The sequence below is a fragment of the Paraburkholderia sp. GAS334 genome, assembly GCF_050436625.1.
Lineage (GTDB): Bacteria > Pseudomonadota > Gammaproteobacteria > Burkholderiales > Burkholderiaceae > Paraburkholderia.
Genome location: NZ_JBNDMO010000009.1, coordinates 47,805 through 66,406, shown reverse-complemented (window position 1 = coordinate 66,406; position 18,602 = coordinate 47,805). Strand labels below are relative to the sequence as shown.

General features: G+C 62.6%; 15 protein-coding genes. 10 read left to right on the top strand and 5 right to left on the bottom strand.

Features of this window, described 5'->3' with window-relative positions; all coding sequences use genetic code 11:
• Positions 1-22: 22 nt before the first annotated feature.
• The gene (locus P3T21_RS17960) at positions 23-1,444 is read right to left on the bottom strand and encodes a PLP-dependent aminotransferase family protein (protein ID WP_429257285.1); all 1,422 of its coding nucleotides are present in this window, start codon (positions 1,442-1,444) and stop codon (positions 23-25) included.
• Positions 1,445-1,556: 112 nt separating this feature from the next.
• On the opposite strand from P3T21_RS17960, the gene P3T21_RS17955 reads away from it, so the two are divergent.
• The 3 genes from P3T21_RS17955 to P3T21_RS17945 all read left to right on the top strand — a co-directional run bounded on the left by P3T21_RS17955 (position 1,557) and on the right by P3T21_RS17945 (position 3,778).
• Positions 1,557-2,447 (top strand): DMT family transporter, encoded by an 891-nt coding sequence (locus P3T21_RS17955; RefSeq protein ID WP_429257284.1) that lies wholly within the window; start codon positions 1,557-1,559, stop codon positions 2,445-2,447.
• A 132-nt stretch (positions 2,448-2,579) separates the two neighbouring features.
• Positions 2,580-2,906: a hypothetical protein gene (locus tag P3T21_RS17950; RefSeq protein ID WP_429257283.1), complete on the top strand. Its 327-nt coding sequence runs from the start codon at positions 2,580-2,582 to the stop codon at positions 2,904-2,906.
• 284 nt (positions 2,907-3,190) lie between these two features.
• On the top strand, positions 3,191-3,778 hold the full coding sequence (locus P3T21_RS17945) for an N-acetyltransferase family protein (protein WP_429257282.1): 588 nt from the start codon (positions 3,191-3,193) through the stop codon (positions 3,776-3,778).
• 120 nt (positions 3,779-3,898) lie between these two features.
• Here P3T21_RS17945 and P3T21_RS17940 read toward each other — a convergent pair whose 3' ends face one another.
• The gene (locus P3T21_RS17940; protein WP_429257281.1) at positions 3,899-4,456 is read right to left on the bottom strand and encodes a putative glycolipid-binding domain-containing protein; all 558 of its coding nucleotides are present in this window, start codon (positions 4,454-4,456) and stop codon (positions 3,899-3,901) included.
• Positions 4,457-4,709: 253 nt separating this feature from the next.
• Here P3T21_RS17940 and P3T21_RS17935 point away from each other — a divergent pair, with 253 nt between their 5' ends.
• The 5 genes from P3T21_RS17935 to P3T21_RS17915 all read left to right on the top strand — a co-directional run bounded on the left by P3T21_RS17935 (position 4,710) and on the right by P3T21_RS17915 (position 9,574).
• Positions 4,710-5,603 (top strand): urea transporter, encoded by an 894-nt coding sequence (locus tag P3T21_RS17935; protein WP_429257527.1) that lies wholly within the window; start codon positions 4,710-4,712, stop codon positions 5,601-5,603.
• Between the two features lie 266 nt (positions 5,604-5,869).
• Positions 5,870-7,282 carry a cytochrome ubiquinol oxidase subunit I gene (locus P3T21_RS17930; protein ID WP_429257280.1) on the top strand — a complete coding sequence of 471 codons (1,413 nt, stop codon included), beginning with the start codon at positions 5,870-5,872 and terminating at the stop codon, positions 7,280-7,282.
• Positions 7,283-7,310: 28 nt separating this feature from the next.
• A complete protein-coding gene (gene cydB, locus P3T21_RS17925) occupies positions 7,311-8,312 on the top strand; it encodes a cytochrome d ubiquinol oxidase subunit II (protein ID WP_429257279.1) in 1,002 nt (333 codons plus the stop codon).
• Between the two features lie 46 nt (positions 8,313-8,358).
• The gene (locus P3T21_RS17920; protein WP_429257278.1) at positions 8,359-8,535 is read left to right on the top strand and encodes a hypothetical protein; all 177 of its coding nucleotides are present in this window, start codon (positions 8,359-8,361) and stop codon (positions 8,533-8,535) included.
• Between the two features lie 301 nt (positions 8,536-8,836).
• Positions 8,837-9,574, top strand: a complete 738-nt coding sequence (locus tag P3T21_RS17915; RefSeq protein ID WP_429257277.1) for a response regulator — start codon at positions 8,837-8,839, stop codon at positions 9,572-9,574.
• A 41-nt stretch (positions 9,575-9,615) separates the two neighbouring features.
• Here P3T21_RS17915 and P3T21_RS17910 read toward each other — a convergent pair whose 3' ends face one another.
• Positions 9,616-11,457, bottom strand: coding sequence for an ATP-binding response regulator (locus tag P3T21_RS17910; RefSeq protein ID WP_429257276.1), 1,842 nt, complete (start codon positions 11,455-11,457; stop codon positions 9,616-9,618).
• 278 nt (positions 11,458-11,735) lie between these two features.
• On the opposite strand from P3T21_RS17910, the gene P3T21_RS17905 reads away from it, so the two are divergent.
• Positions 11,736-12,527, top strand: a complete 792-nt coding sequence (locus P3T21_RS17905) for a hypothetical protein (protein WP_429257275.1) — start codon at positions 11,736-11,738, stop codon at positions 12,525-12,527.
• Positions 12,528-12,719: 192 nt separating this feature from the next.
• Complete coding sequence (locus P3T21_RS17900; RefSeq protein ID WP_429257274.1) at positions 12,720-16,091, top strand: alpha/beta fold hydrolase; 3,372 nt, start codon at positions 12,720-12,722, stop codon at positions 16,089-16,091.
• Positions 16,092-16,121: 30 nt separating this feature from the next.
• Here the strand turns inward: P3T21_RS17900 and P3T21_RS17895 are convergent, their stop codons facing one another.
• Both P3T21_RS17895 and P3T21_RS17890 read right to left on the bottom strand, forming a co-directional pair.
• Positions 16,122-17,525 carry an FAD-binding oxidoreductase gene (locus P3T21_RS17895; RefSeq protein ID WP_429257273.1) on the bottom strand — a complete coding sequence of 468 codons (1,404 nt, stop codon included), beginning with the start codon at positions 17,523-17,525 and terminating at the stop codon, positions 16,122-16,124.
• Positions 17,522-18,508: an isopenicillin N synthase family dioxygenase gene (locus tag P3T21_RS17890; RefSeq protein ID WP_429257272.1), complete on the bottom strand. Its 987-nt coding sequence runs from the start codon at positions 18,506-18,508 to the stop codon at positions 17,522-17,524. The genes P3T21_RS17895 and P3T21_RS17890 overlap by 4 nt, the downstream gene beginning before the upstream one ends.
• Between the last annotated feature and the right edge of the window lie 94 nt (positions 18,509-18,602).

The window sequence follows — 18,602 nt, the reverse complement described above, 5'->3', positions numbered from 1 at the left end:
GTGCGTGCAACATCCCGCGATATCACGTATCGCGGGCCGCGCGTTCCATCGCGCGCTGCAGCGCTTCGTATACCTTTGGCCGCGTGCATTGCGATGCGTTGAAACGCAGGAATCCCGGCGCCGATTGCGACGCGCTGAACACGTTGCCCGGCGCGAACACGACGTTCTCCGCGAGCGCATGCCGCGCGACCCGCGCGGCATCGAGTGCACCAGGCAACTGCGCCCAGATGAACATGCCACCGCGTGGCCGCGTCCAGATGAGAAGACCTGTCTGCGTCAGACGGCGCGCAGTGTCGCCCATCGCGTCGGCGAGCCGTGTGCGCATGCTATCGAGATGGCGCCGGTACGTGCCGTCCACCAGCAGACGATGCACGACACCCGCTGCCAGTTCGCCGTTACCGAACGACGTCGCGAGCTTCAGATCGATCAGCGGCTCGATCCAGTCGGCACGCGCCGCGATGTAACCGCAGCGCACAGCGGCCGACAGCGTCTTCGAATAGCTGCCGATCGATACCACGCGCGCAAAGCCATCGAACGCGGCGAGCCGCGGCGCAGGTTCATCCTCGAAGTCAGCGAAGATATCGTCTTCGACAATCAGCAGATCGTGCTCGCCCGCGAGCTTGAGCAGACGATGCGCGATTGCAGGCGCCAGCGTCGCCCCGGTCGGATTGTGAATCGCCGAATTCGTCACATAGAGCCGCGGACGATGCCCGATCAACGCCTGCTCGAACTGCGCAAGGTCAGGTCCTGACGGCGTGTACGGAACACTCACGATGCGCACGCGATGCGCACGCAGAAGCGCCTGAAAGTTGAAATAGCAGGGATCGTCGATCAACACCGTATCGCCCGGTTCGAGCAGAAAACGGCAGACGAGATCGAGCGCGTGCGTGCCGCCATCGGTGAGCACGATCTGCTCGGGTGGCGCATCGAGACCATGCTGCGACAGCCGCCACGCCAGATGCTGGCGCAGCGCGGGCAAGCCGCGTGGTGATGCGTATTCGACGAGCGGCGCATGCGAATCGCGCGCAATGGCCCGCAACGCACGACGCACGCCCTCTTCCGGCATCCACGCGGCCGGCATCCAGCCGCAACCGGGCCTCAACGCTTTCGCGTCGCTTTCGAGGGATTGTCGCGTGAGCCACAACGGATCCACATCGCGATCGAGCCGCTGGCCGATATCAGCGAGTGCAAATGGCGGCGCGTGACCGGAAACGAAGAAACCCGAGCCGCGCCGCGACACGATCGCGCCTTCCGCGACAAGCCGGTCGTACGCATCGACCACGGTCGATTTCGACACGCCCAGCGTCTCGGTCATCGTGCGGATCGACGGCACGCGCGCGCCCGGCATCAACGCGCGGCTGGCGATGCGCTCGCGCAATGTGTTCATCACCAGCGCGACGCGCGTGCCGGCAGTTGCTGAGCTGACCCTGTCATCTTCCGCCATCCGTACTGCTCCTTGATCGGTACAGTTTGCTCGAATTGTACTGATCCGTAGCTTACGCTTTATCTCGCGAGAGAGGATGCTCGACGTTTTGACCTGGCATCGAACATTACTCATGAAAAAGACAGGCAACGGCTGGCTCAGCGGACTGGTTGGCGTACTTATCTTCAGCGGCTCGCTGCCCGCGACGCGCATCGCGATCGAGGGGCTGGATCCGATCTTCCTGACCGTCGCGCGCGCGACGATCGCCGGCACGCTGGCGCTTGCGTTGCTGGTGCTGTTTCGCGAGACGCGCCCGACCCGCCGTGATCTGTTGCCGCTCGTCGTGGTTGCGCTGGGCGTCGTGATCGGCTTCCCGCTGTTGACCGCGCTTGCGCTGAAGCACATCACGGCCGCGCATGCTGTGGTGTTTATTGGTTTGCTGCCGCTTTCGACGGCGATCTTTGGCGTGCTGCGCGGCGGTGAGCGGCCGCGGCCGGCATTCTGGCTGTTTTCCGCGATTGGCAGTGCGTCGGTGGTCGCCTTTGCACTGCGCAACGGTATTCACGCTTCGCCGCTCGGCGATGCGCTGATGGTGGCCGCGATTGTCGTGTGCGGGCTCGGCTACGCGGAAGGCGCGCGACTGTCACGTCACCTCGGCGGCTGGCAGGTGATTTCGTGGGCGCTGGTGCTGTCGTTGCCGCTGATGATGCCGCTGACCTGGTGGGCATGGCCCGCGTCGTTCGCAGGCGTGAGCCACGCAGCGCTCTGGGGACTCGCCTACGTATCGCTCTTCAGCATGCTGATCGGCTTCGTGTTCTGGTATCGCGGGCTGGCGCTCGGCGGCATCGCTGGCGTGGGGCAGTTGCAGCTGCTGCAACCGTTCTTCGGGCTCATGCTCGCCGCGCTGCTGCTGCACGAGCAGGTGCCTCCTGCGATGATTGTCGTGACGGTCGTGGTGGTCGCGTGTGTCGGCGGCGCGCGGCGATTTGCGAAAAGCGCGCCTGCACCGCGAACGGCGGGTTAAGAAAGCGCGGGCGGCTCCTGGTTTTCCTCACCTTTGTCGCGTGCGCGCCACCCATCAGCGCCTCGCGACTAGCTCACGCAGCATCGGGAGGCCTTGCGGTATGCTGTCGCCCTCGCTTTGAACGGAGGGCTCATGAAGCTTTCGAAATCCCTGACATTCGCCGCTTTCGCGCTCGCTGCGCTATCCGTTGCCGCTCAGGCACAATCGTCGCAGACGTATCGCTTCGGCGAAGGCCAGACAACCGTGCAGCCGGGCAACGCACATCCCGCTTCGCCGTCTGGTTCCACGCCGAAGCAAACACAAACACAAACACAAACGCAGCCGCAGGCACAAACGCAGCCGGCACCCGCGCCACACAACGCGAGCGCCACCGAAGCCCCGAAGACTAAGCACAAGCCGAAGCATCATCGGCACTACGCGCATCGGGCGTCGAATCAGGACATGTACTCACATAGCTGAACCCTGAACCGCCTCCTGGTCGCGCCAGCCGCTAGTAACGCGGAGGCGGCGGCCAGATTTCATGCATGCTCCCTGTCAGGTTCACGGATTACGTCACGTACGAAGGTATATACCACGTGGATGACACGCGCAAATGTCATGGGTCTGCCGGACACATGCTCTGCCTTACATTTTTCATGCATGAAAAAGACGGCGGGCGTCGCGCAGATTTTTGAGCGGCTTCAAATTCGCGCGCACTACGGGCATAGTTGAAGCTCGTACCGTAGCACCAAGACAGGACACGCATGAACGAAGCATCCCACACCCGACCCAACGCTTTATCCGACACCGCCGCGCCGCTCGTACGCGATGCAACCGAAGCCGATCTGCCGGCCATTCAGGCCATCTACGCGCACCACGTGCTGACGGGCGTCGCATCGTTCGAAGAAACGCCGCCCTCGGTCGACGACCTGCGCGCCCGACGTGAATCGGTGCTCGGCCACGGCCTGCCGTATATGGTCGCGGAGATCGACGGCGTCGTTGCAGGCTACTGTTACGCGACGCCCTACCGGCCGCGCGTGGCGTACCGGCACACGATTGAAGACTCCATCTACGTCAGCGATGCATTTCGCGGGCGTGGCATCGGCCGCATCCTGTTGCAGGCGCTGATTGCGCGGTGTGAATCGGGCCCGTGGCGGCAGATGGTCGCCGTGATCGCCGACGGTGGCAGCGGCGGGTCGATCTCGCTACACGGCAGTCTCGGCTTCGAACTGACCGGTACGCTGAAGGCTGTCGGTTTCAAGCACGGGCGCTGGCTCGACACAACACTGATGCAGCGAGCGCTCGGCGCAGGTGCCGATACGCCGCCGCAGGACGTCGGCCGCAAGGCTTAAACGCCGTGTTATGAAAGCCTTCGCGAGGAAATCGACGCGGGGCACTGCATTGCTGCGTGATCCCGCATCGATTGCGGCGCATCGATCGCTTCGCTGCACAACACGAACGTGGCGAGGGTTTCAGGGACCGGGTGTCGGGAGGCGTCTGAACAGTGTCGGATAGTCGATGACCAGACCGTCTTCGTCGACTTTCATGTTGGCTGCGAAATTGCGGAAAATGCCTTCGTAACGATACTCGCGGTCGAGGTCGACACAGGAATACGCCTGCTCAACGCGTGTGACGGCGAGATCCGGCGTCGAGATATACGCCACCGAAATGGGCTGGCGCGCACCCGGCGCGAGTTGAAGTCGACGGATCGGCAGCGTATTGGTGAACGGCGTAGCGGCGATATCAATGTCGATACAGCCTTCGATCGCATCCAGCGTGTGGCCTTCGCCGTCGCGCCAGTGGCCTGCGCCGTCACCATGCAGTTCGAGCGCGCCGCCACCGGCGATCTTCAGATACGCGTGGGTGACACGCCATTGCAGATCGCAGGTTACGCTGTAGAAGAGGCCGTACGAACGTCCATAGCGCTGTCCAACGACGGCGCTCTCTACGAAGAACCCGTCACCGCGTGCATCGAGCGCGAGGTGTTCGATGCCGTCTCCTTCTTCCGATGCCCAGCGTACTTCACGCATGTCTATGCCTCCTGGCTGACAAGTTGGCGGGAGCAGTTGCAGGCCACGTACGCATGCTGGCGCCTGCATACCGCGCACCGTCATCCTCGCACAATCCTGTGTCGTGCCGCTTGCGTCTCCTTCGGCACAAGGCCACGCAAATAGCCACTATCAACACCTCGACATCCCAGATGCGACGCTTGTGACCTATGCTCGCGGTTTCATTCTGCTGACCGCGCCGGGCGCTTCGCGCGTGATCTCCCGGTTATCCGACATGTACGCTGCAACCACCCAGGCCGAATCCACTGCGCTACGCACGCTGCTGCGAAGCCTGGGGCAGATCGTGCTGCAGGGCAATGCCGTGACGGGCGCATGCGTGCTCGCTGCGCTGCTGGTCTGCGACCTTCGGCTCGCTTGCGCGGCGCTCATCGGCACAGTTGCCGCGAATGTCAGCGCCGTGCTGGCAGGCTATGACGAGCACGAAACGCGCGCTGGCCTGCACGGCTTCAATGGCGCGCTGGCTGCGCTGGCGGCATTCACGTTCATCGCCGACGATGCGACCGCCGCCGCAACCGCTATTCTTGCTGCAACCGCAACCGCGTGGATGCTCCATCCGTGGCGGCGCTTGCTGCGCAGGTTTCGTCTGGGTCTTTATTCGAGTCCGTGTCTGATCGTGACATGGGCATGGCTTCCGCTGGTCCGGCTTGCTGCGCATCCAGATGCGCAGAATGGCGTGGGTGCGGCCTCGTATCTCGAAGCGATTCATGGCGTGCTCGCCGGCGTTGCACAAACAACGTTTGCTTCCGGCACGGTGTCGGGCTTGTTCATCATTGCGGGCATCGCAACATCTTCCCGACGACATGCCTTCTGGGCGCTATCGGGCGCCGCGCTTGCCAGTGGCGGCCATCTGTTGATGGGTGCGACTCCTTCTTCACTCGATGCTGGTTTGCGCGGCTTTAACGGCGCACTCACGGCGCTTGCGGTTGCGGACTGCGGCGCTGGCGTGACGGTTGCAGCCGTCGCGCTATCGGTGCTGCTGCAGCAGGCTTTCGGCTACTTCGGATGGACTTTCATGACCGCGCCGTTCGTCATCTCGGCCTGGTGTGGACATGGGTTCGAGTGCCTGAAGATCGGTCACCGGATGCGCTCACGCCTCACTGAGAAATAGTGCGTTCGCTAGCGCCCAGCGCGGTCGATTGCCGCACTTCCCCCTGCGACACCACGCCGCGGTGCACCATGAGCGCCGCGAAAACCTCGATACCGATCAACGGCTTATCCCGATAAAGCCAGCTCGCGTGAAGACAGGCACGCCATCGCATCTCATCCCGCGCCGCAGCAAATCCTCGCGCATTCCCCTACTCTTGAGCCCATCTGCACATCGCAGTGCGTTTCGACAGCGGTCGATGCGCGTAGTCTGATTTCCGCAATCTGACCATGAACACCGCAATCTCGGCACTCGACCTCGCCCGGCTTCAGTTCGCATTCACGATCTCCTTTCACATCATTTTTCCGGCGCTCAGCATCGGGCTCGCCAGCTTCATCGCCGTGCTCGAATGGCGATGGCTCAAAACCCGCAAGGTGTACTACAAAGATCTTTGCCTCTTCTGGTCGAAAATCTTTGCAGTGGCCTTCGGCATGGGTGTCGTCTCAGGCGTCGTGATGAGCTACGAGTTCGGCACCAACTGGTCCGGCTTCTCCAGTTTCGCCGGCCCCGTCACCGGCCCGCTCCTCATGTACGAGGTGATGACGGCGTTCTTCCTCGAAGCGGGCTTCCTCGGCATCATGCTGTTCGGCTGGCAGCGCGTCAGCCCGCGCGCACACTTCGGCGCAACGCTGATGGTCGCGCTCGGTACGCTGATCTCGACGTTCTGGATTCTCGCGTCCAATAGCTGGATGCAGACGCCTCAAGGCTTTGATGTCGTGAACGGCCAGGTCGTGCCGCTCGACTGGTTCAAGATCATTTTTAACCCCTCGTTCCCGTACCGGCTCGCGCACATGGCGATCGCGGCGTTCATCGTCGGCGCACTCGTCGTCGCGGCGGTGGGTGCATGGCATCTGCTCAAGGGGCGCCGCGATCCGGCCGTCAAAAAGATGTTCTCGATGGCACTCTGGATGCTGCTGATCCTCGCGCCCGTCCAGGCATTTGTCGGCGACCAGCACGGTATCAACACGCGTGAATATCAGCCCGCCAAGATCGCCGCGATCGAGGGCCTGTGGGACACCGAAAAAGGCGGCACGGCGCTCAACCTGTTCGGCCTCCCTGACATGCAGGCCGAAACGACCCGCTACGCCGTATCGATTCCCCACCTCGGCAGCCTGATCCTCACGCATAGCTGGGACGGCGAGATTCGTGGTCTCAAGAGCTTTGCACCGGAGGACCGGCCGAATTCGACCGTCGTGTTCTGGAGTTTCCGTGTGATGGTCGGCCTTGGCGTGTTGATGATCATGATGTCGCTGATGGCGTGGGCGTTGCGACGCGGTGACCGGCTATACGAATCGAAGTGGTTTCTGCGGTTCGTCGTTGCGATGGGTCCGACGGGTTTCATCACGCTGCTCGCCGGCTGGATCACGACCGAAGTCGGTCGGCAGCCGTGGGTGGTCTATGGCGTGATGCGCACCGTGCACGCTGTATCGCCGCTGACAGCGCAACAGGTCGGCATTTCGCTGATGGCATTTGTGGTCGTCTACTTCCTGGTGTTCGGCACCGGCGTCTATTACATGCTGAAGCTGATGCGCTCCGGTCCGTCGCTGCCGGGCCACACGCATGATGGCTTGCCCGCCAGCACACCCGATCACACCGCGCGTCGTCCGCTTTCGGCTGCCGACCAGTTGATCGATGCCGCGTAAAACCCCTGTATTTCAAGGTCAAAATAAAATGGACGTCACCGTAGTGTGGGCCGCGATCATCGCACTGGGCCTCTTCATGTATGTCGTGCTGGACGGCTTTGATCTCGGCATTGGTATTGTGTTTCCGTTCTTTCCCGAAGAGAAGGAACGCGATCTGATGATGAACACCGTCGCGCCCGTATGGGACGGCAATGAGACCTGGCTCGTGCTCGGCGGCGCAGGCCTTTTTGCCGTGTTTCCCGTCGTCTATTCGACGGTGCTCTCCGCGCTCTATCTGCCGCTCGTGTTCATGCTCGCGTGTCTGATCTTTCGCGGTGTGTCGTTCGAAATCCGCTCGAAAGCCAGGCGCACCAAACATCTCTGGGATCTCGCGTTCATCGGCGGCTCGGCCGGCGCGGCGTTCTTTCAGGGCATCGTACTGGGCGCGTTTCTGCAAGGCATTCCAGTGGTCGACGGCAGCTTCGCAGGCAACGCGTTTGGCTGGCTCACACCGTTTAGTCTGCTCACCGGCCTTGGACTCGTCGTCACGTATGCGCTGCTCGGCTGCTGCTGGCTCGTCGCGAAGACCGAAGGCGATCTTCAGCGGCGCCTTCATCGCGTCGTCTGGCCGCTGACACTGGTGCTGCTCGCGTTCATCGCGGTAGTGAGCCTGTGGACGCCACTGCAGGATCCGGCTATCGCCGATCGCTGGTTTCACGACGGTCTCTTCTATCGCCTGCTGCCTGTGCCGTTCCTCGTTGCGGTCTGCGCGTTCTTCATGCGACGCGCGGTGCGCGACCGTCATCACAACACGCCGTTTGTGCTCGCACTCGGACTTGTACTGCTCGGCTACATCGGGCTCCTGGTCAGCCTCTGGCCGTATGCGATCCCGTCGAGCATGACGCTGTGGGAAGCCGCCGCGCCCCGTTCAAGCCAGGTGTTTACGCTGGTGGGCGCCGCAGTGATCCTGCCCGTCATCATCGCGTACACGACGATGGGTTACTGGGTGTTCCGCGGCAAGGTTCGCCACGGCGACGCGCACTACCACTGAAGACACTGAAGAAAGCGCGGCCAGCATCATGGAATTCCCTAACCCTATGCGCCTCATTCCTCTGACCCGTTCCCGCTCACGCGTCCGCGCCGCTGCAAGCTACCGTCTGCCAGGCTGGCTCTGGTTTGTCGCGCTGTGGTGCTGCGGCGTCGCAGCGGCCGTATCGCTCGGTTTCGTGTTCAGGATCTTCATGAACGCGACGCTCTTTGCCGTCACGCGTTAGCCCCGGACGGCACGCGGTCAACATCGTTTTGACCCGTGCTGCATATTCTGCAATGCTGGGCGTTGAACGGTTCAAAATCGCTTTAATCCGCTCGTCTACCTGGTAGGCCGTGCAAGGATGTCTGCACGGCCTGTCGCGTAAGTTGCATGGACAGTCAGGCAACCGGACGACAAAGGGAGAAGACGGTTGCGCATCGGCTCGCCGCATTGGGCAGAATAAACACACTGCGGCGCCAGCCAGACTCGACCGTCAGACAACAAGAGTGGTAAAACAAACGGCAGGGCCCACACGCGGAGACATCATGAAGTTTCTTGTGGCCGACGACCATGAACTGATCCGCCAGGGCGTCAAAGGCCTGCTGCGCGGACTCGATCCCGATGCCCAGTTTGACGAAGCCGATACGTGGGAAACGCTCGCGGCCGCCGCGCGGCCCGACGCCAACCACGACCTCGCGATTGTCGATCTGCACATGCCAGGTATGGAGGGCGCGGGGTCGCTCGAAATCCTGCTGAAGGCGAATCCAGCCTTGCCGGTAGTCGTGCTTTCCGCCGAAGAATCGCCCGACGAAATGCGCGCGGTGCTCGCGGCCGGCGCACTCGGCTTCGTGCCGAAACGCCAGCCCGCGAGCGTGATGCTGAAGGCGATTGAACTGGTGCTGTCCGGCGGTGCTTACGTGCCGATGGAAGCGTTAAGTCTGCTCGGCACGCGCGACGCAGCAGGCGCAGCGGCAGGCAGCACCACAACACCCGCCGAAGCCGCCGTCGGTGCGGCGACGTCTGTACTCGAGACCGTACCGCCCGCGCACCAACTCCAACCGCATCAGCGGCATCTGCTTGAAAATCTGTCGCCACGTCAGCAGGACATCATGCGGCTCGTCCATCGCGGCTGGACCAACAAGATGATCGCGCGCGAACTGGGCGTCGCCGAAGGTACGGTCAAGGTGCATCTGTCGGTGATTTTCCGGGCACTAGGCGTGCACAACCGCTCGACCGCGATCGCGGTCATCAACGGCTGGCTCGAAGCGGGCAAGACGCTTTGACGGCACGAAGAAACGCACGACGCACAACGCACGCAACGCGCTCAACGCTGCCCGTCGATCGCGACTGGAGGCGATGCGCCGTCTGGCTCGCCGCCCGCTGCGGTTGATTCCACGGAGCTTGCCGTCTGCTTCTGCTGCCAGAGGCTTTCGAGCGTACGACGCAGACGCGCCGGCGTCACCGGCTTGTGCAACACCGGTATGCCCATCGCCGAGAGCGCCTCCAGTTCAGGCGAAGCCATGTCGCCGGTAATCAGCAACGTGACGACTTCGCCGTGTCCCGCGTGCCGCAGCACATCCCGCACGGCATACAGCGCCTCGGCGCCTGTGCGATGGTTCGCCAGCTGGTAGTCACACAGCACGGCGTCCGGCGCGAAACCTTCGTCGACGGCCTGCAGCGCCTGGATCTCATCCGGCGCGCCGCGCACGATACAGCCCCAGCGGCCAAGCAGCGTCGACAGCCCTTCGAGAATCGACGGGTCATCGTCGATGCACAGCACGCGGCGTCCTTCTATTGCCGAACTGTTCACGACCGTATCGCTCAGGCTCGATACGATCCGTGTCGGATCGCCCGCCTGGACGAGGAAGCGGAATGTCGAGCCGCGCCCGGGCGCCGAGTTCATCTGCAACTCGCCACCGAGCAGGTCAACCAGGCGGCGCACGGTTGGCAGCCCAAGCCCGTGCCCCTGGCGCGCGTCGCGCTGCGGATTCGCGACCTGATAGAACTCTTCGAAAATGCGCCCCTGTTCAGCGAGCGGAATGCCGATGCCCGAATCGCGCACTTCGATATAGCCGCCCGAGCGCCGCCCCGCGCGACGGAAACCGAGCCAGATCGCGCCTTCCTCGGTATAACGCACCGCGTTCGACAGCAGATTGCTCAGCACGCGTTCCAGCAGCACCGGATCGCCGTGCACGATCATCGAGGTCGGCGCAATGCGCAGCGCCAGCCCTTTCGCCGCGGCCTGCGGCCGGTACTGGCTGCCGACACGCTCGAACAGTTCGGCGAGCCGGAAATGCAGCCGGATCACCTGCGTCACGCCGCTTTCGAGCCGCGCCAGATCGAGCACCTGGTTGAACAGCTGGTTCAGCGCCTCGACGTTGCGCACGATGTGGTCGGCGGTCTTCGCGTGCTGCGCCGGCGCGACCGTGCCGTCGTTCAGCGAAGCGGCGAGCAGCCCGATCGCGTGCAACGGTTGCCGAAGGTCATGGCTCGCCGCCGCAAAAAACCGGGTTTTGGCAAGGCTGGCCTCCTCGGCGACCAGCTTCTGCGCCGCCAGCGATTCCGCCAGATATTGCTGGTCGACGCGCGCCTCGACCACGCGGCGAAACAGCTTCCGGTAGCTCAACGCATACACGTTGATCGCGCAGAAGAAGAACGCCAGGACGATCGCGAGAATCGTTCGATCGAACGTATGGACGCTGAAATGCAGCGCAATCGAAGGCAACAGCAGGAACGGAATCGCGGTGACGAAGTTGCGAAAATCGAAACCGTTGGCCATGAACACGCCCGCCGCGAGCGTGACGAGCATCACCGTGTGCAGCAGCGGCAGGTCGGCATGCGGGCTTTGAAAAGCGAACCAGATGGCCGCGCCCGGCGCCGAGTAGAGCAGCATGCCGCGCAGCGCGTGAAGGTTGATCCATCCGCGCGGCGTCAGCGCGGTGGGCCACCGGCGATTGCAGAGCCACAGCGCCAGCCCGGCGCAGTTGGCGACGGCGTAAAACCCGAAACACAACGCGAAAAGATGCGGCGACGGAATGTCCGGCCAGTAGATCGAGATCAGTACGACGATCGAAAACCAGTGCGACACGAAGGCAATCGGGTCCTGCGCGTACAGGACCGGCACAAGATCTTCGTCAATGGCCCGCTGGATCGGATCGGCCCGCATCGTGCGGTCTCCTTGCTGGAAGCCAGCTGTCTGAATGGCGAACCGTGCTGGCTGCTCGCCCCGTTGTGCCGCGTCGTAGCGATGGTTTACCCGGGAGTTTACCCATCAGCTACCACTTAATCCATATAGGCGAAGGCGTCGGTAAAAACCATACTGGTTGCAACTTACCAGCGCGGCCAAAGCCTTTCGGGGCTTTTCAAACAGCCAGATTCACGGCTTCCCGGCGGATTATCCGCCTCCCCCGCGCTCCATGCCCCAAATATTCGACGGAGGCTTTCATGGGCGCTCTTCCGGGCCGCGACCTGGCACGACATCTCGACGACGCAATCCTGCCCGATCTGTGGCGGCGCCGCACGCAGCTGTCGCACGACGAAATGGCGTCGATGTACGACCTCGTCCGGCGCGCGCTGCGCACGTACCATCCCGTCGAACTGCAGGCGCTCGGTGAAGACAAGGAAGAACTCGTCGCCCAGTTCATCTATACGAAGGTGCTGCGGCTCGCGCCGGGCCATACCGAATCGCAGGCCTGCCCGGAGAGCGCGCCGTCGAGCAGCTACGCGCTCTGTGCGTATTTCCGCCGCTATCTGATCGACTGTCTGCGTAGCGCAAGCCATCAACGCAATGTCTCCATGGAAAACGACGGCATGGAACAGGAAATCGACCTGCACGCCCAGGCCCTCGAAGATCCGGTCGACAGCGTGCTGATGGACTACGGTCTCAACGAACACTGCGTGCGCCGCGCCGCCCGGGCCTTTATCGCGAGCCTCGAGGAGCCGGAGCAGATCGTGCTGGCCGGCAGCCTTGGCTGGTGCTCCGAATGCAAGGGCGGTCTGTCGGCCGTTGCCGCGCAATACAGCGTGCCGTCCTACCACTATCGCGCCGTCAAACTCGGCGTCACCATGAAAAAGACGGCCGACGCCGACGATTTTTCCAATACGAAGATCGGCCGCTGGCTCGTCGATGTGCTCGGCATCGCGATCAACCTCGACAATCGCGATGCCATTCTCGTCGCGCTGAATCTGCTCGCGGCCGAATCGAACGCGCAGGAAATGAATGAAGCAGCCGCATAACTGAAGCGCAGCCTGGGCGCAGTCTTTCGTGTGCGGACCGGCCGCATGAAAGACTGCGCGTTTTTTCAATTGCGTCTGCTTGCGCCGTCTAAGATAAATAAGCCCGGGGCGCTCCCCCGCGCTGTCGCGTCCAGTCCCGTCCATTCCTGCCAGGGTTTCCCCGCCCTGCACCCGTGCATGAGAGGTGGTCGTATGAACCGCTTGTCCAGCGCCATTGCGGCGATAGAGCCACATTACGAGGTCGTTGTCGTCGGATCGGGCTATGGCGGCGCTATTGCCGCGAGCCGCATGGCGCGTGCAAAGCGCAAGGTGTGTCTGCTCGAGCGGGGCCGCGAATTCATGGCGGGCGAGTTTCCGTCGACGCCCATCGAAGGTGCCGGGCAGGTGCAGTACAACACGGCAGTCAAGCAGATCGGCTCACCGCTCGCGCTGCTCGAAGTGCACCTCAATGCCGAAGTGAACGCGGTGGTGGGTTGCGGGCTCGGCGGCACGTCGCTGATCAATGCGAACGTGGCGCTGCATCCTGATCCGCGACTGTGGGACGATCCGCGCTGGCCGGCCGCGGTACGCGACGACAAGGACGGTTTGCGCGACGGTTACGCGCGCGCGGTCGCGATGCTGACGCCCTCGCGGGTGCCGGACGATTTTCCGCGTCTGCCGAAACTCGATGCGCTCGAAATGTCGGCAAAAGCGCTGGGTATGGAACAGCGCTTCTACCGGCCGCCGATCACCGTCACTTTCACGACGGGACCCAACGCGGCAGGCGTCCATCAGGAACGCTGCATCGGCTGCGGCGACTGCAATTCCGGCTGCAATCACGAAGCAAAAAATTCGACGCACATGAACTATCTGCCCGATGCCGTCGCGCACGGTGCGCAGATTTTCACGGGCGCTGCCGTGCATTCCGTCGTGCGCGACCCAGCCACGCAAAAATGGCGGGTGCGCTACCAGATCGTCGACGTCGGCCGGGAAATCTACGACGCCCCCGACCTCTTCGTGACCGCCGATCATGTGATCCTGTCAGCAGGCACGATCGGTTCGACCGCCATTCTGCTGCGTTCCAGGGAGGCCGGTCTGCCTGTTTCGCCGCAACTGGGTCATCATTTCACCGGCAACGGCGACGTGCTCGCGTTCGCGTTCAACACCGATACAGAGATCAACGGCGTCGGCTGGGGTACGCACAAGCCTGGCGAGATTCCGCCGGTCGGCCCGACGATCTGCGGGATCATCGATCACCGCGACACGCCGGATGTGAAGGACGGCTTCGTCATCGAGGAAGGTTCGCTCGCGGCGCCGATCGGCGGCCTGATGATGGGCGTACTCGGACTCACAGCGCCGCTCGCAGGCGTGCCTGTGCCGGATCTGCCAGGCGAAGGCAAGCTGGACGACGAAGCGCGCATTCTCGAAAGCATTCTGCGCGGACCGTATCACGGCGCAATGCACAACACGCAGACGTATCTCGTGATGGCGCACGACGATGAAAGCGGTCAGATTTCGGTCGAGAACGGCCGGCCGCGCATCAGCTGGCCTAATGCAGGCAAGCAGCCCATCTACGCGACCGTCGAAAAGACGCTCGAGGAAGCGACTGTCGCGCTGGGGGGCAAATACCTGCGCAATCCGATCTCGCTGGACGCATTCAGGGACCGCCAGGTGACCGTGCATCCGCTAGGCGGCTGCGGCATGGCGGAAGACGCCGCGAATGGCGTCGTCGACCAGGCGGGCCGCGTGTTCAGCGGCCCGGCAGGCAACGCGGTACACGATGGCCTCTACGTGATGGACGGCGCGGTGATGCCGATGTCGCTCGGCGTCAATCCGCTGCTGACGATTTCCGCGCTGGCCGAGCGCAACTGCGCGCAACTGGCCGCATCGCAGGGCTGGGCGATCGACTACGAGTCCGCCGGCACGAACGCTCCGCCTGCGCCGCCGAAAGCCGGCATCCGCTTTACAGAAACGATGATCGGCGACTACACGCCGACAGGCGCGAAAGATGCCGTCAACATGCGCTTCACGGCGACCATCCAGTCGGACGACCTCGAAGACATGATGCAGAATCCGCGGCATCAGGCGGGCATATCCGGCACGATGACGTGTCCTGCACTTTCATCGCAGCCGCTGACGATCAGCGATGGGCGTTTCAACCTCTTCGTCGTCGACGAAAACAACGTCGACCGGCGCGACATGAACTACCGGATGACGCTTCAGTCCGTAGAAGGCAAGACGTACTACTTCTTTGGGCAGAAAATCATTACGCGCACGTCCCTGCTCGAACTGTGGACGCAGACGAACACGCTCTACGGTCAGATGCGCGAAGCGCCGGCCGAGGATGCGCCGGTGATCGGCACCGCGACGCTCATCATCACGTTCGAGAATTTCCTGAGACAGTCCCGCACTTACGACATTACCAACGCGCCCGATAACGAAACGCGGCTCGCGATGGCCGTGAAATTCGGGAAGTTCTTTAGCGGCATGCTGTTCAACGAATATGGCGGCGTCGCGACGCCGCTGCAGTACTTCGATCCTGACGCGGCACCGCGTGTGAAGCGCGCGTTGCGCACGCCAGTTCCACAAGTCTCGTTCTTCAAGACCGATGACGGCAAGACTTTGAGACTCACCCGCTTCCACGGCGGCGACAAAGGTCCGGTGTTGCTGATCCATGGCTCAGGCGTATCGAGCCGCATCTATTCGACTGACCTCATCGATACGAACCTCGTCGAATTCCTGTGCGCGACGCAACATGATGTGTGGCTCGTCGATCTGCGCGTGAGCATCGAGCTGCCGAGCGCGCCCGATCCTACGACCGCCGACGCCGTCGCGCAATACGACATCCCCGCGGCTGTGGCGAAAGTGCGCGAACTGTCGGGCGCGGACAGCATCCAGATTGTCGCGCACTGCTTCGGCGCGGTTGCCTGCACGATGTCGCTGCTGTCAGGGCTTAAGGGCGTTCGCTCGGTCGTGCTCTCGCAGGTTTCCGCGCACCTCGTTCCACCGCCATTGGCGCGGATAAAGGCCGGCTTGCACGTGCCGGATATTCTTAAGCATTTCGGTATTGAGGATATGAGTGCGTACACGAAACGCGATTCATGGCCGAAGAATCTGCTCGACGACGCATTGCGCTTTTATCCGGTAGAAGACGATGAGGAATGCACGAACGCAGTGTGTCATCGCGCGACGTTCATGTATGGTCTTCTCTACGAGCATGCGCAGCTCGATGAGCTGCTGCATTCGAATCTGCAGGAGCTGTTCGGCGTACACGATGTCGAACTCCTCGACCAGCTGGCAGAGATCGTTCGCAAGGGACATGTGGTGAATGCTTCCGGCGATGACGTATATATGCCGAACCTCGCGGGTATGAACCTGCCGATTGCGTTCATTCACGGCTCGGAAAACCGCGTGTATCTGCCCGAAAGCACGGAAAAAACGTACAACCTGCTTGTCGATCAGTTCGGGCCGGACAAGTTCGAGCGCCACATCATCGACGGTTACGGCCACATCGATTGCATATTCGGCAAGCAGGCTGCGGTCGACGTGTATCCGGTGATCGCAAGGCATCTGCTTGCGCATTGAGTTTTTCAATGCGCTAACGATCCGGGAACGCTAAAGCAGTTTGCCCGGGTTCAGGATGCCGTTAGGGTCGAGCGCATGCTTGATAGCGCGCATCGCCGCAAGCTCCTGCGGCGAGCGCGATATCGGCAGAAATTCGCGCTTGAGCAATCCAACGCCATGCTCCGCTGATACCGAGCCGTGCAGCGGCCCGAGCATGTCGTAGACAAACGCGTAGATCGCATGATGATCGATGCCGGGCACTGAATGGCCGTCGACGGTCACGTGCAGGTTCGAATCGCCGATATGGCCGAAGAAATATGAACGGTTGCCGGGCCATTTGTCGTTGAGCGCGGCGCGGCATCGATCGACGAAGCGGCCAATCTCGCCTATCGACAGGCTCACATCGAAATTGACCGGATCGAGCCGCGACGGAAACTCCGCCGTGCATTCGCGGATCGCCCATAACGCACGTGCGTCGGCAACTGATTGCGCGATCACCGCGTCGCGGATTGTCTGCGCTTCCAGCGCTTCGTTCAGCGCGGACGCAAAACGCTCGCCGTCATCCGTCGCATCGAAACTGGCGTGTTCGATCAGTGCATAGAGCGGATGCGCGTCTGCAAACGGCGAACGTGCCTCAGCGGTGAGCGACACGCCAAAGTCGAAAAAGTCCGGCCACATGATTTCGAACGCGCCGATATCGTTGCCGAAACGCCTCGTGAGACCGCGTAGCAGGTTCACCGCTGCGTCGTAACCATCGAGCGCGACGAGCGCGGTATGGCGCGAAGCGCGCTGCGGATGCAGCTTCAGCACAGCGCGCGTGATGATGCCGAGCGTGCCTTCCGACCCGATGAACAGATGCTTGAGGTCATAGCCGGTGTTGTTCTTCACCATCCTGCTCATCGAAGTCAAAACGGCCCCATTGGCAAGCACCGCTTCGAGCCCCAGCACCTGATCGCGCGCAGTACCCGACTGGATCACGCGATTACCGCCCGCGTTCGTCGCGAGATTGCCGCCGATCTGGCATGAGCCGCGCGCGCCGAGATCGAGCGTCAGTTCGAAACCTGCTTCCGCCGCCGCATCCTGCGCGACCTGCAGCGTAGTGCCGGCGCGCACGGTCATGGTGGCCGAGGCGATGTCGATTTCCTCGACGCCACTCATGCGGTCAAGCGAAAGTGCGATGTCAGTCGCGCGGGGAATCGCGCCGCCCGCGAGGCCGGTCATGCCGCCCTGCGGCACGACGCCTTGACGCGCTTCGTTGCAGATCATCATTGCGCGCGCAACCTCTTCCGTCGTACGCGGCAACAGCAGCGCAGCGGGACGCATCGGTTCGAGACGCGTGTAATCCGTCATCGAGCGTTCGCCGATCTGCTCGCCCGTACGCACCGCATCGTCGCCGAGTGCTTCGCGTAGTGCGTTGATGGTCGCCGCTAGCGCTGTGACGTGTTCCATCGTCATGCCGTGGTTCCCTGTGGTGCGTGTTTTTTCCGGTAGCCCATCGAATCGTTGATGCGCCCGAGAATATAGTCGCCTGCCGCGACGGGCTCATATCGGCGTTCGGTATCGCTCGCGCCAAGATCGCGCGGATCGACCAAAGCGCCATACGTAGGATCGTAAAACGTCGCGATCGAATAGCGCTCGCGACCCGACGCATTGATCACGCGATGCAGCGTCGAGCGAAAGCGGTCGTTGGTCCAGCGCGCGAGCAGGTCGCCGACGTTCACCACGAAGCTGCCGGGAATGGGCGGCGCATCGACCCATGTATCGTTCGCGATCTCTCGCACCTGCAATCCACCGACCTGATCCTGCCACAACAGCGTGATGCAGCCGTAGTCGGTATGCGGTGCAACGCCGAACTGGTCCGCATCGGACAGCGGCGGTTGCGGCGGGTAATACACCATCTGCGTGCGCTGCATCCGCTTCGTATAGCGCGACGCAAAGAAATGCTCATCGATGCCAAGGCCGACGGCGACCGCGCGCAGCAGATCGGCGCCGCACACGGCCACCGCCTCGTAATAGCCGTACAACGCGGGCCGCAGTTCGGGCATGAAGTCCGGCCAGTTGTTCGGGCCGCGCAGCGCCTGCCCCGCGAGCACATCGGGATCGTCCTCCGCCAACTCCAGTCCGATGCTGAAAAACTCCTTGTAGTCAGGCCTTTTCGCCTGATACATCGTGGCGTCGCCTAAAGCGTTGAAGCCTCGATGCCGCTGGTTCACAGCCGCACGGCGTTTCGTCTCGACCGGAAACGAGAAGAACATGCGGGCGGCCTCTGCGGCGGCATCGATGGCCGGTTGCGGCACACCATGATTGACGATGTAGAAGAAGCCGATCGTCGTGCACGCGTCGTGGATTTCGCGGCCGATGCGCGCGAGCGCCTGAGAATCATCGCCCGCGCGTACGCCAGCGAGGTCGATGACCGGAATGCGGGTGACAGGTGGCATCGCAACGCTCCATATTGGACCTGCACAACAAGGCAGGCTCACCGTGGGAAAGGACCTCATGACTTCATCGTTGTATATACCGCCAAAAGCACCT

Coding starts and splice junctions, on each gene's coding strand:
- P3T21_RS17960 (WP_429257285.1), bottom strand. CDS start 1,444: ATGGCGGAAGATGACAGGGTCAGCTCAGCAACTGCCGGCACGCGCGTC.
- P3T21_RS17955 (WP_429257284.1), top strand. CDS start 1,557: ATGAAAAAGACAGGCAACGGCTGGCTCAGCGGACTGGTTGGCGTACTT.
- P3T21_RS17950 (WP_429257283.1), top strand. CDS start 2,580: ATGAAGCTTTCGAAATCCCTGACATTCGCCGCTTTCGCGCTCGCTGCG.
- P3T21_RS17945 (WP_429257282.1), top strand. CDS start 3,191: ATGAACGAAGCATCCCACACCCGACCCAACGCTTTATCCGACACCGCC.
- P3T21_RS17940 (WP_429257281.1), bottom strand. CDS start 4,456: ATGCGTGAAGTACGCTGGGCATCGGAAGAAGGAGACGGCATCGAACAC.
- P3T21_RS17935 (WP_429257527.1), top strand. CDS start 4,710: ATGTACGCTGCAACCACCCAGGCCGAATCCACTGCGCTACGCACGCTG.
- P3T21_RS17930 (WP_429257280.1), top strand. CDS start 5,870: ATGAACACCGCAATCTCGGCACTCGACCTCGCCCGGCTTCAGTTCGCA.
- cydB (WP_429257279.1), top strand. CDS start 7,311: ATGGACGTCACCGTAGTGTGGGCCGCGATCATCGCACTGGGCCTCTTC.
- P3T21_RS17920 (WP_429257278.1), top strand. CDS start 8,359: ATGCGCCTCATTCCTCTGACCCGTTCCCGCTCACGCGTCCGCGCCGCT.
- P3T21_RS17915 (WP_429257277.1), top strand. CDS start 8,837: ATGAAGTTTCTTGTGGCCGACGACCATGAACTGATCCGCCAGGGCGTC.
- P3T21_RS17910 (WP_429257276.1), bottom strand. CDS start 11,457: ATGCGGGCCGATCCGATCCAGCGGGCCATTGACGAAGATCTTGTGCCG.
- P3T21_RS17905 (WP_429257275.1), top strand. CDS start 11,736: ATGGGCGCTCTTCCGGGCCGCGACCTGGCACGACATCTCGACGACGCA.
- P3T21_RS17900 (WP_429257274.1), top strand. CDS start 12,720: ATGAACCGCTTGTCCAGCGCCATTGCGGCGATAGAGCCACATTACGAG.
- P3T21_RS17895 (WP_429257273.1), bottom strand. CDS start 17,525: ATGACGATGGAACACGTCACAGCGCTAGCGGCGACCATCAACGCACTA.
- P3T21_RS17890 (WP_429257272.1), bottom strand. CDS start 18,508: ATGCCACCTGTCACCCGCATTCCGGTCATCGACCTCGCTGGCGTACGC.